Consider the following 11661-nt stretch of genomic DNA (forward strand, 5'->3'; position numbering starts at 1 on the left):
ACTCCAACGACCGAATATTCAGTTATCAGAAGCAAAAGCGATTTCTGGTATGATCTCAGGAAGTTTTTGATAATGAACCTGACGATTGCGCTGACGATTCAGGTGATTTTCTGCTCCACTTGTTTTTTTTCCTGGGAAGGAATCAAATCGATGATCCCAGACTTTATTTTCTCGTTCTGTGTATCAGTGGTGTTGAGTTGGGGCGGCAGTCGGGTGGAGCATTTCCTGGATCCAAGAGTTTCGTGGGTTCACACGCCTGTGAAGAGACTCCTGTTTACGACGGCGCTTTATCTCGCATATGCATTTGTCGGTTGTTTCATTATCGTATTTGTATACTCTTGGGTGATTGACCAGTATACGCTGGATCAGATTCCATGGAAGCACATCTTTCGGTTCAGCCTGACTCCGATGTATATTGCATTGGTATTCATGGCCATATTCACCACACGTTCCTGGCTAATAGAGTGGAGAAAATCTGCCATTGAAGCCGAACAGCTTCGATCTGAAAAGCTGGCCAGCCAATATCAAAGCCTTAAAGACCAACTCAATCCTCATTTTCTCTTCAACTCCCTGAACGTACTTTCTAATCTGGTCTACGAGGATGCAGATAAGTCTGCAGCTTTCATCCAGAAGCTTTCTAAAATCTATCGGTATGTGCTCGAAGTGCAGCAGGAAGAACTGGTCAGCTTGACTAAAGAACTGGATTTCGCAAGGAATTATCTGGAACTTCAAAAGATCCGGTTTGAGGAAAATCTCTCCTTCTCCATAAAAATCCAAACCGAAAAAGGGTATTTCATTCCCCCTCTTTCCCTCCAACTGCTCCTGGAAAATGCCATCAAACACAATGTGGCTTCCCAGGACAATCCTTTGTTTATCCACATCCTGCAAAAAGGAAATGAGCTCTGGGTAAGCAACTCGTTTCAGCCTAAATCCGGTCAGACTGAACCCTCCACGGGAGTCGGCCTTAATAACATCAAGATGCGCTACCAACTCCTCAGCGACCGACAAATACAAGTCATACAGGATGAGAATGAATTCTTGGTCAGATTACCACTTTTAGAAGTTGCCCAATGAAGATTATCATCATCGAAGACGAAAAACCAGCTGCCAACCGGCTGATTAAACTCTTGGAGCCTCACTTTCCGGGGATTCTTCCAGTTGCCAACATAGATTCTGTGACGAGGGCAGTGAGTTGGTTTAGTCAAAATTCAGAACCCGATCTGATCTTTTGTGATATCCAATTAGCGGACGGAATAAGCTTTGAGATTTTCGAAAAAGTGAAGTTATCCACACCGGTGATCTTCACCACAGCCTTTGATCAATATGCCATTAAAGCCTTTCAGGTCAATGCGATTGACTATTTGCTCAAGCCGATCGATCCGGAGGAACTCGCCAAAGCTGTGGAAAAATTCAAAAGCCGTCAATTGAAACCGACACTGGATTTCGAGGTATTGAAGGGTTTGCTTCAGCAGGAGAAAAAGACTTTCAAATCCCGGTTTTTAGTCCGGTTTGGAGAAAAGATCCAGAGCATCCCAATTGAGGAAGTTGCTTTTTTTCTTAGTGAGGAGCGGGTGACTTTTTTGCAAACCAAAGAAGGGAAAAAGTATGTGTTGGACTCTACACTTGAGCAGTTAGAGGCAAGTATAGATCCGGCTGTTTTTTTCCGAATCAATCGAAAATACCTCATTCGAGTGGATGCGGTGGATGAAGTTTTGACCTACTCCAACAGTCGCCTCAAAGTCAAACTTAAAAATTGCACTGACAACGATATTTTGATCAGCCGGGAAAAGATGACAGAATTCAAGTCCTGGCTGGATCTGTAAGTGTTAATTTATATTGGGAAAACAGCAAAAAGCTTAGCCAGAGCGTTTCTATCTTTATCCAAATGTTTTACACTATGAAGTTATTTTTGCTCAAACTTCCCATTCTCTTCTGCTTTATCGTCGCGGCTTGTGGCACACAAAATCCCGTCGAAATCGCCCCGGATTCCAGTTCCTCTTTTGAGGAAATGCGTGGGGCGCCTCCAACTGAGCAAGCGGCTCCGGATGCTGAATTCACGGAGCGAAAAATCATCCGGGAAGGAGACCTTTACTTCGAGTGTCGGGATATCGAGGAGACGGACACTTTTATAAAGAATGAAATCAAAAATTTAAAGGGCTTCATCTCCAATGAATCCTCCAGTAGCTATGAAGAGCGGACTGAAAAGCGATTAACCATTCGGATACCGACAGACCAACTGGATCCCTTGATCCAAAAAATCCAAGATCACGCAGTCAAAATAGAAAATATCAACATCCGGAGCGAGGATGTCTCCGAGCAGTTTATTGACGTGGAAGCACGGCTAAAAACCAAAAAAGAATTGGAAATCCGATACACTGAACTGCTCAAAGTCGCGCGGACAGTCGATGAAATTTTGGGACTGGAGCGTGAATTGGCCAATGTACGTGGAGAAATCGAATCCATGCAGGGAAGGCTAAATTACCTGAGCGACCGAGTGAGTCTAAGTACACTCAATGTGTCGTTTTATGTCGAAGGAGAAATGGCCTTCGGATTTATCTCAAAACTCAAAGAGGGAATCAAAAACGGCTGGACAAACCTGCAATGGTTCCTTGTGTTTCTGGTGAATCTTTGGCCGTTCTTCCTCATTTTCCTAGTGGTCCTTTTCCTTATTCTGAAAAGAAGGAAGAAACTGCCTCCCCCGATGAGGTAAAGGAAAGCTAATTTCCGAACGATAAGCTTTGGAAAAATTCGCCCTCACCCGCAAAACTAAAACCCTCCAAGGGTTTGGAACCCTTGGAGGGTTGCATGCTAGGCAAACAAATCAATAAGATTCTTTTTGAAATAGTCCGCACTATCCTTCACGCTTTGGATAGGATTCTGGGCAAAGTTTCCGCCCTGCTCGATGTAGTAATATTTCATGCCCGAGAGTGAAGCATCAGGTAAAATTTTGGTGTAGTCGATTGATCCGTTACCCATCTCAGTATAATCTCTGCTGACCTTGTCCATGTCCTTGATATGCCACATGACAAAGCGTCCGGGAGCTTTCAGGAAGAGTTCATGGGCAGAGCTCGGAGAGCTATGCGACACCCAATAGAGATCGATCTGGAGCTTAACCAAATCAGGGTCTGTATTTTTCAGAATGATATCGTATCCATTTTCCCCGTTGTGGTCGATAAATTCAAAGTCGTGATTGTGGTAGGCAAAGCCCAATTTGGCCTTAGTCACACGTTCACCGATCGCGTTCAGCTTTTCGGTGAGAAGTTTAAACTTTTCGATAGATCGGGATGCCGGATCGAGCCAGGGCCAGGTGATGTACTTTTGACCCAAGGCATGCGCTCCGACGATGCACTGATCGGTGTAGCGCATGAGTTCTTCTTCCGGCCCGTTGAAGTATTTGATAAAATCGTAATGCCCACTGGTACTTTCCAGAGAATTATCCTCAATTACTTTCTTGAAATCAGCCGCTGGCATTCCGTAGTACTTGTTTGCCGGCCCGTCATAGCCGTAGATTTCGGTGTCCTGATAGCCAAAGCTGGCAATGGTTTTCAGGGTTTTGATGGGATCTTCGGCCATGGGCTGTCTGATTGTAAAAAGCTGAAGGCCCATCTTGTAGTTTGCTTTTGGAAAATCAAAACCGGAAAGTCCAAGGCCGGCTAGAGAAAGGGCAAAGCCTGACTGCTTGATGAAATCGCGTCGGGAAGGCATGGTGAATAGGTTAGGTTTGGGTTAAAAATTTTTAGTCGAAGCTGACCGTTTTAAATATACAATTCAAAAGCACAAACTTCCGTTAAGCAAAGCCAATTAGGGTTCCGCAGTTTTCGAAAAGCCACTAACTTTAAGAAATGTCGCACGATCACCATCATCCTCACGATTCTGGAAAAAACTTAAAAACCGCCTTTTTTCTAAATCTGGCCTTTACAATCATTGAGTTGATTGGTGGATTGTATGTAAATAGTGTCTCCATCTTATCGGATGCGGTTCATGATTTAGGAGATTCCCTTTCATTGGGTACTTCTTGGTATCTGGACAGACTTTCAAAGAAAAAAGCAACCGAATCGTATTCTTTTGGGTATCGAAGATTTTCCCTTCTGGGCGCATTCATCAACGCCATCATATTAATTCTCGGTTCTGCCTTTGTGATCAGAGAAGCCATCCTTAGACTTCAAACCCCGGAGGAGTCTGACGCAAAAGGGATGCTTTACTTTGCGATTTTAGGAGTTGCTGTAAACGGCTTTGCCGCCTGGAAACTGAGCAAAGGAAAAACGATGAACGAGAAGGTGATTTCCTGGCATTTGATCGAAGATGTATTGGGATGGGTCGCTGTGCTGATCGTTTCAGTGGTCTTGATCTTTTATCCCAATCCCTATCTTGATCCGGCGCTTTCACTTCTTATTTCGGTTTACATCCTTTGGAATGTCCTAAAAAGGCTTCAGGAAACAGTCTTTTTGTTCCTTCAGGGCCAACCTGCCGATGTGGATAAGTCGGCCATTGAAAAAGAAATCCTGCAAATCCAACATGTAGAATCTACCCACCACACCCATATTTGGTCTTTGGACGGGGAGCATCACGTATTCACTACCCATGTGAAACTCAAACCCCTCAATTCATTGGATGATTTGCTGGCAGTGAAAAATGAACTCAAGAGGATCATGAAAAACTATCCCTTTGAACACTACACCATCGAAACAGAAATTGATCAGGAAGATTGTGTGCTTCTTGAGGATGAGAAACACACTCATTCCTAAATGAGGAGCAAAGCTTATTCCTGAATTATCCCGGAATAGTTCATACCCTCTTTGCTGTTGCTGGTGATTCTGAGAGAGGTATTACCCGTTTTTTGAATGGTCAGGAAAATTGATCGGATATCATTTTGTTCTGTAGGCTCGATGGTAATATCCCAGCCGCCTTTCTTGCGGGGTTTGACCTCATAGGTGTATTCGGTAATATCAAATTTCAAGCCTCCATCAGTTGATCCTGGAGTTCCTGAATAAGATCTGCCAAAAAAAGGCAAATCTCCCACTACTTTTTCCGGACTGACATTAAGTGTGTATCCGGGATCCAGCTGGATCATCCTCCCACGCATTCCGGTTGCCTGCCGACCTTCAAATACGAACGTCTTTGAATCAACTGCAGCCTGCAATTTTTCCGTATCAGTCTGTTGAGCTTGAGCCAACCAAACCAAGTTTAGGAGGAATAGAAATAGGAGAAATGTGTTTTTCATAATGCTTCGTTTTATCTGATTTTAATTTAGTCAAAAGACATTTATTGCTATGATTTTGATAAAAATTTTCCTTTTTCCAAATACTAGTCGAATTTGGACTGGAATTTTCACGGCTATTAGCTTGACTTCTTTCCCAAACTGACATTAGTCATGTTTTTAGGTAAAGTCTCCATCTACATTTGACCAGACAATGATAAATTACCAACTATTTCAAAAAGTATCTTTTATGAAAAAATTCCTTCTGTTAGGAATAGGCTATTTGTTGACTTTAGGTTTTGTCAACGCCCAGGTTTTTTCCAACAAGCCAGTTGGAGAAAAACAGAAAAGGGTTATTGATAGCGTCAAGATGGCTGAATATCCCTATGCGCTTCCTATATTGGGAGACAAGGCGGCTGGGGCAGGCTTTGAGCTGCCCTATTCTGCGGGTGTCAGCGCTCAATACTTTTGGCAGCAATCTGACATTATCATCGAAAATATAATGGTCGGATTCAACAACGGCCAAATGTACGACGTCGACGAAATCATACGCTTTAACAAAGCCGTAGCCACAGCAAGTGCAGTGACTGTCAGACCGGACATCTGGCTTTTCCCCTTTTTGAATATTTATGGGATTTTGGGCAAATCCCAAGCGTCCACCGAAATTGGATTTGGACTATGGCTTCCGGATGGGGAAAACAACTTTACTGAAGTGCTGTCCGCCGGCTCATTGGTAGAGTTCAATGCGACCACATTTGGACTGGGGATGACACCTACCATTGGAATTGGTGGTGGATTTATGGCTTTGGATATGAATGTGGCCTGGACGGATGTGCCGCAGCTTGCTAAACCTGCTAAGACCTTCATTTTTGGACCCCGTTTTGGGAAAAATTTCAAGATGCCGAATCAAAAAGCAGTGACTGTGTGGGTTGGAGGATTCAGGGTACACCTTAGTTCAGAGACGTACGGATCGATCCCTCTGAGTGAAGTGTTTCCCGAGGGATCTTTAGGTGGAAGAATCGATGAGGGCATAGAAAAAGTCGAAAGCGCCCAAATAAAGGTGGACACCTGGTGGGATGGTCTCAGTCCCGTGGATCAAAACAACCCGATCAACAAAGCTAAATACAACAAAGCAAATGATGTCTTGGAAAGAGCGAGTAACATCCTGGTAGCTGCAGACGGTGCGATCAGCACCATCGAAAGTTCAACTGTCCAATACTCCATGGACAAGCGCCCTGCGGATATGTGGAACTTTATCATTGGAGGACAATATCAGTTCAGCAAACATTTTATGGTCAGAGCAGAATATGGATTTCTGGGAAGCCGAGAGCAGTTGATCACGGGAGTCCAGTACAGATTTGGACTCTAACTTCAAAAGGTCCATTTAACGCGGATCCTCCACTTCAGGCGGCCTAGGGTAGAAATTTCCTAGGCCGCCTTTGCTTTTTATAGCGAGCTGATTTTCAGGATTTTTTAAATAAAAACTAGAATTTTCCACTAACTTTTATTTCTCTGCAGGCAAAAGGTTTAACTCTTTTGTCAATTAGGAACCCTTAACTCTACCATCTTTTCAATCCACCATGTTTAAAAAAATAATTTATACGCTGATTCTGGCAATCTTAACTGTTCCGGCTTGGGCTCAGAATACAGAAAATCTAAAAGCTTCAACACTCGGCTTCATTCGGACACTCGAAGGCAATCAGGTTGATTCCGTTTACATCACATTTCCGGATAGTGCCAGAACTCAATGGACCAACTTACCGCTTGGGCTTGCTCCCCGATCGGGGCTTCGATTTGGGGATCTTTCCGAAGAAAGCAAAATCGCTTTTCACAAAGTCCTGAGCTCGATATTCAGTTCCCAGGGTTATTTGAAAACCTTCGCCATTATGCAGGTTGACGACATTCTGCATGAGCTGTTTGAAATCCAGTTTCAGCAGGGAAAGGTGGATGAAAGAAGCATGGGGTTTATCCGGAAACTAAACTGGGACTATGGAAATTACTATGTCGCGATAGCCGGAAATCCTGAAACGGATGACACTTGGGGCCTTAAGTTCGAGGGACATCACATTTCCATTAACCTCACCGTGGCCGGGGATGAGTTTACAATGACTCCCTTATTTTTTGGATCAGATCCGGCAGTGGTCGAAGCCACTCAGTATGCCGGACTGAGGCCTTTGAGCAAGGAGGAGGATTACGGTTTTTGGTTGGTAAATGCACTGGACGAAACCCAAAAAGCCAAGGCAACCCTGCCCGAAAAAGTGCCGGGAGACATCATCACCAGCCCGGACCGACCCCAGTGGTTGGAGGAATTCAAAGGAATCAAAGGATCCGAACTCAACGAAGGCCAACAGAAAATCCTGCATTACCTGATCGAAGAATACATCGGGAATCTGGATCGGGAAAAAGCTGAAGAATACCTTGCTAAACTTCATGCCCGGGGAATGGGCGAAGTGTATTTTGCCTGGATCGGAAGCTACGAACCGATGAAAGCCCATTATTACGTCGTCCACAGTCCTGACTTTTTGATCGAATACGACAATGTGGGCTTCCTTGACAATGCCAATCACATCCACAGCATCTGGAGGGAAAAGGGAAATGATTTCGGTGAGGATATTTTGAAAAAGCACCGAATGGATCATAAACATTAAAGAAATGAAGGGAAAATATATTCTGATTCTGATCGCCTCCCTGCTTTTTTCCTGCGGATCTCAAGAGGAAAATGAGACCAAATCCGATCTGCCAAATATCGTTTTCATTTTCGCCGATGATTTGGGCTACGGAGATATAGGTTGTTTTGGTGCCTCGGATATTGCCACTCCAAACATTGACCGAATTGCTGCAGAAGGGATTAAATTCACCTCATTTCTATCAGCCTCGCCGGTTTGCAGTCCTTCAAGAGCTGGACTTTTGACTGGACGGATGCCCCAGCGAATGGGAATCAATGCTGTTTTTTTCCCGGAAAGTTTCACCGGAATGGATCCTGAGGAAATCACCATCGCCGAAATCCTGAAAGAAAAAGGCTACCGAACCGGAATCGTAGGAAAATGGCATTTGGGCCATATGGAAAAATTCCTGCCCCTCAATCAAGGCTTTGATGAATACTTTGGAATTCCCTATTCCAATGATATGGCATCGGTGGTGTATATGAGGGGAAATGAAGTGGAAAAATTCAAAGTCGATCAGCGCTACACCACCAAAACATACACGGAGGAATCTTTGAAATTCATCGATTCTACTGCCGATCAGCCTTTTTTTCTATACCTGGCGCACAGCATGCCGCATGTACCGATTTATGCTTCTCCTGAGTTTGAAGGAAAATCCAAGCGTGGACTTTATGGAGATGTCATCCAAGAGTTGGATTGGAGTGTGGGGGAAGTCTTGAAAAAATTGGAGGAAAAGGACATTCTGGAAAACACGCTGGTTGTATTTTCCTCAGACAATGGCCCATGGCTGGTGATGGAAGATCATGGAGGTTCCGCCGGTCCACTCCGCGAAGGCAAGCAATTCACTTTTGAAGGGGGAGTGAGGGTGCCCACAGTCGCCATGTGGAAAGGAAAAATTGATCCCGGCCAGGTCTATGAGGACTTGGCCACTCAGATGGATTGGTTCCCGACTTTTTGCAAGCTCGTAGGAGCAGAAATTCCCCAAGACCGGGAAATTGACGGCAAAGACCTGGGGTCGGTTCTTTTTGAAAATGGAAATCGGGAAGGCGATTCCTTCCTCTATTACATGCTTTCAAGTCAGGAAGCTTTTCGGGAAGGGGATTGGAAGATCAAGCGACCTTATCCAGGATTCGCAGGCACGAGAGGGATGAAAAAAGTAGATGCCCACGACACACTCTTATTCAATCTGAAAAATGATCCGGGAGAGACCACCAATCTGGCGGGAGAAAACCCGGAGAAAACCGCCCAGATGATGCGGGCGATGGAACTTGCTGTGAAGCAATTAGGTCCTTTGCCGGAAAGTAAAGTGGTCAGGACTCCTCAGGATAACAGTCACTATGAATATTTGGAGAAGAAACATAAAGGTGAAAATTGAGTACTTCAGGTCTCTCAGGTTCTAAATGGTTTTTCTCAAAAATTCCCCGAAAAGAAATTCAGTAAGTAGGGGAAGATATGGATTCCTTTCGTCCCAGGTTGGGCTAAGAGCAAAATCAGCCTATTTAAATTGATGAGTGCTGAAGACGTAATCTTTTTGCATTCAACACACCAGTATAATGATCAACCTGCAGAAATTTTTCCAATTATCTCTTTCAAGAAAATCATGAAATCCACCTCCTTAAATCTGATCCTCAGCCTTTTTTTGACCATTTATTTTGGACTTGAATCAGCTGGGCAAACGACCGTACAATATGACATTGTCCTGAAAGGTGGCCGTGTCATCGATCCCGAAACCAAACTGGATGCTATCAGAAATGTAGGTATCCTCAATAACCGCATCGCCCAGATCAGTTCGGAAACCTTGCAGGGAAAGGAAATCGTGGATGTTAGCGGATTGGTGGTAGCCCCGGGATTTATTGATTTACATGTGCATGGCCGCAGCAATGTGGAACAGGAATACCAATTGCACGATGGGGTGACCACTGCTTTGGAATTGGAATGGGGAATTGAAAACCTGAAAGAGTGGTATGTTTCAAGACAGTCAAAGGCCTTGATCAACTATGGCGGCAGTGTATGCTGGCCATATGAGCGCTTTAAAGCGATAAACAAAGACGAAAGGGTATTGAAGGAAATGCTGGAGGTGAGTAGTAGTGGTCAGTCAGACCTCGCCACGATGCAGGATCGAATTCAGCACACTTACACCATGGGCCTCGAAAGTGCTCAAGAAAGTGCCGTAATTGAAAACATCAAAACATCACTGGCTGAAGGCGGCATTGGAATAGGTGTTCCCATCGGGTATTTACCCACAACAAAACCTGAGGAAATGTATCAGGTATTCAAATTAGCCGGTGAATTAAATACTCTGGTATTTAGTCACGTACGGCAGCCTGATATCATTTCCATACAAGAAGTAATAACCAATGCCATCCTCACACAGGCACCTTTGCATATTGTTCACATCAACAGCATGTCATTGGGAAGTATTCAAATGGCACTTGAAATGGTAATGGCAGCACAGCAAAATAATTTTGGCATTACGACAGAATTATATCCCTATACCGCAGCCTCCACTAGGCTTCAAAGCGCCATGTTTACCGAAGGTTGGCAACAAAGGCTGGGTATAAACTATGGTGATTTGCAATGGGTCGCCACTGGGGAACGACTGACTGAGGAAACTTTTCAAAAATATCGTAAAGAAGGCGGTATAGTCATCATGCACATGATGAAACCGGAATGGATCCAAAAGGGTATTGCGGAACCCGGGGTGATGATTGGATCGGATGGAATGCCCTATAGCAAACTTGCCCATCCCCGTACTGCGGGTACTTTTTCGAGAGTCTTGGGCAAATATGTCAGAGAAGATCAGGTGATTGATTTGAATACAGCCATTGAAAAAATGACCCTCCTCCCGGCAAAACGCTTGGAAAACATTGCGCCAATGATGCGCTTCAAGGGAAGGATTCAGGTAGGTGCCGATGCGGATATCACCGTTTTTGATCCCAAAACAATAAAAGACAAAGCGACCTTCGAAGAAGGACTGGAGTTTTCGGAAGGGATAGAATATGTGATCGTAAACGGCACATTTATTTTGAAAAATGGCGAGACAGTATCAGATGTCTTTCCGGGAAAGGCCGTCTATGGGAAGTTTAAAAAGTGATTGCATTCCAAAAATTACTGAAAGTGGTTCTTTGTGAAAGGAATAAATCCAACTACAACAGCCAATTAAAAAACATCAAGGGCGGGATTCCGAGAGCATAAAAAAACAGGTTAATATGAAAACAGCAAAACTGATCGTCCTCAATGCGCTAGCAATTCTTATTTCAATCACTTTGAAAAGTTGCAGCCCTAACAGCAACCCTACCCCAAAGGTCGAAACATCAGAACCCACCCTCACCAAATCGGAACTTGAAGATGAAGCTTGGCAGATGGAAGAACTGTATTGGGAGTATGTCCAGAAAATCGACACAGTTACTTATAAAACCCTCTGGCATGATGATTTTATTGGCTATCCTAGTTTTGGTGATGGGGTTTCTGACAAAAGCAGAATAGCCAGTTGGATCTCGGAATTGCATAAAGACCCGGATCTGAAATACAGCTATGTCCTTCATAAAAAGGCATCAAACGCCATCGAAGATGTAGTTATGGTTTTTTACGATACGGATTACTTTTGGACAGACAAAGAAAATCAAGTAGTCAGAAAGGAGACCTATAAGTTTACCCATACCTGGAAAAAAGTGGATGGTAAATGGCTGATTCTTGGGGGCATGGCCGCAATTAAAAGTCAAGATGCATTGAACGATTAAAAAATCAGAAATGGTCGAAAAAAATGGTGAATCCATTCACAAAAAACTCCCCCTTTTCGTA

Annotated in this window: 11 protein-coding genes; 9 read left to right on the forward strand and 2 right to left on the reverse strand. The window is 44.0% G+C overall.

The window, feature by feature from the left end:
* Positions 1-72 precede the first annotated feature (72 nt).
* The 3 genes from B0E43_RS18335 (at position 73) to B0E43_RS18345 (ending at position 2710) form a co-directional block, all read left to right on the forward strand.
* Positions 73-1074 carry a sensor histidine kinase gene (locus B0E43_RS18335; RefSeq protein WP_254423456.1) on the forward strand — a complete coding sequence of 334 codons (1002 nt, stop codon included), beginning with the start codon at positions 73-75 and terminating at the stop codon, positions 1072-1074.
* Complete coding sequence (locus B0E43_RS18340) at positions 1071-1823, forward strand: LytTR family DNA-binding domain-containing protein (protein WP_077352471.1); 753 nt, start codon at positions 1071-1073, stop codon at positions 1821-1823. The genes B0E43_RS18335 and B0E43_RS18340 overlap by 4 nt, the downstream gene beginning before the upstream one ends.
* A 74-nt stretch (positions 1824-1897) precedes the next feature.
* Entirely contained in the window at positions 1898-2710 is an 813-nt protein-coding gene (locus B0E43_RS18345; protein ID WP_168171976.1) for a DUF4349 domain-containing protein, read from the forward strand.
* 98 nt (positions 2711-2808) lie between these two features.
* On the opposite strand, the gene B0E43_RS18350 is transcribed toward B0E43_RS18345, so the two are convergent.
* Entirely contained in the window at positions 2809-3705 is an 897-nt protein-coding gene (locus tag B0E43_RS18350) for a sugar phosphate isomerase/epimerase (RefSeq protein ID WP_217349184.1), read from the reverse strand.
* Positions 3706-3842: 137 nt separating this feature from the next.
* Between B0E43_RS18350 and B0E43_RS18355 the strand changes: the two genes are divergently transcribed.
* Entirely contained in the window at positions 3843-4745 is a 903-nt protein-coding gene (locus B0E43_RS18355; protein WP_077352475.1) for a cation diffusion facilitator family transporter, read from the forward strand.
* A 14-nt stretch (positions 4746-4759) separates the two neighbouring features.
* Here the strand turns inward: B0E43_RS18355 and B0E43_RS18360 are convergent, their stop codons facing one another.
* On the reverse strand, positions 4760-5221 hold the full coding sequence (locus tag B0E43_RS18360) for a DUF4251 domain-containing protein (protein WP_077352477.1): 462 nt from the start codon (positions 5219-5221) through the stop codon (positions 4760-4762).
* 226 nt (positions 5222-5447) lie between these two features.
* On the opposite strand from B0E43_RS18360, the gene B0E43_RS18365 reads away from it, so the two are divergent.
* From B0E43_RS18365 to B0E43_RS18385, 5 genes are all read left to right on the forward strand, one after another.
* A complete protein-coding gene (locus B0E43_RS18365) occupies positions 5448-6566 on the forward strand; it encodes a hypothetical protein (RefSeq protein ID WP_077352877.1) in 1119 nt (372 codons plus the stop codon).
* Between the two features lie 211 nt (positions 6567-6777).
* Positions 6778-7845: a DUF3500 domain-containing protein gene (locus tag B0E43_RS18370; RefSeq protein ID WP_077352479.1), complete on the forward strand. Its 1068-nt coding sequence runs from the start codon at positions 6778-6780 to the stop codon at positions 7843-7845.
* Positions 7846-7849: 4 nt separating this feature from the next.
* Positions 7850-9235: a sulfatase gene (locus tag B0E43_RS18375; protein WP_077352481.1), complete on the forward strand. Its 1386-nt coding sequence runs from the start codon at positions 7850-7852 to the stop codon at positions 9233-9235.
* 225 nt (positions 9236-9460) lie between these two features.
* Positions 9461-10954 (forward strand): amidohydrolase family protein, encoded by a 1494-nt coding sequence (locus B0E43_RS18380; protein WP_168171977.1) that lies wholly within the window; start codon positions 9461-9463, stop codon positions 10952-10954.
* 115 nt (positions 10955-11069) lie between these two features.
* Positions 11070-11600, forward strand: coding sequence for a nuclear transport factor 2 family protein (locus tag B0E43_RS18385; protein WP_077352485.1), 531 nt, complete (start codon positions 11070-11072; stop codon positions 11598-11600).
* Positions 11601-11661: the final 61 nt, after the last annotated feature.

This window comes from Algoriphagus sp. A40 (assembly GCF_002002735.1).
GTDB lineage: Bacteria > Bacteroidota > Bacteroidia > Cytophagales > Cyclobacteriaceae > Algoriphagus.

Excerpts from the sequence above, each read along its gene's own strand:
- B0E43_RS18335 (WP_254423456.1), top strand. The coding sequence starts at position 73 with ATGAACCTGACGATTGCGCTGACGATTCAGGTGATTTTCTGCTCCACT.
- B0E43_RS18340 (WP_077352471.1), top strand. The coding sequence starts at position 1,071 with ATGAAGATTATCATCATCGAAGACGAAAAACCAGCTGCCAACCGGCTG.
- B0E43_RS18345 (WP_168171976.1), top strand. The coding sequence starts at position 1,898 with ATGAAGTTATTTTTGCTCAAACTTCCCATTCTCTTCTGCTTTATCGTC.
- B0E43_RS18350 (WP_217349184.1), bottom strand. The coding sequence starts at position 3,705 with ATGCCTTCCCGACGCGATTTCATCAAGCAGTCAGGCTTTGCCCTTTCT.
- B0E43_RS18355 (WP_077352475.1), top strand. The coding sequence starts at position 3,843 with ATGTCGCACGATCACCATCATCCTCACGATTCTGGAAAAAACTTAAAA.
- B0E43_RS18360 (WP_077352477.1), bottom strand. The coding sequence starts at position 5,221 with ATGAAAAACACATTTCTCCTATTTCTATTCCTCCTAAACTTGGTTTGG.
- B0E43_RS18365 (WP_077352877.1), top strand. The coding sequence starts at position 5,448 with ATGAAAAAATTCCTTCTGTTAGGAATAGGCTATTTGTTGACTTTAGGT.
- B0E43_RS18370 (WP_077352479.1), top strand. The coding sequence starts at position 6,778 with ATGTTTAAAAAAATAATTTATACGCTGATTCTGGCAATCTTAACTGTT.
- B0E43_RS18375 (WP_077352481.1), top strand. The coding sequence starts at position 7,850 with ATGAAGGGAAAATATATTCTGATTCTGATCGCCTCCCTGCTTTTTTCC.
- B0E43_RS18380 (WP_168171977.1), top strand. The coding sequence starts at position 9,461 with ATGAAATCCACCTCCTTAAATCTGATCCTCAGCCTTTTTTTGACCATT.
- B0E43_RS18385 (WP_077352485.1), top strand. The coding sequence starts at position 11,070 with ATGAAAACAGCAAAACTGATCGTCCTCAATGCGCTAGCAATTCTTATT.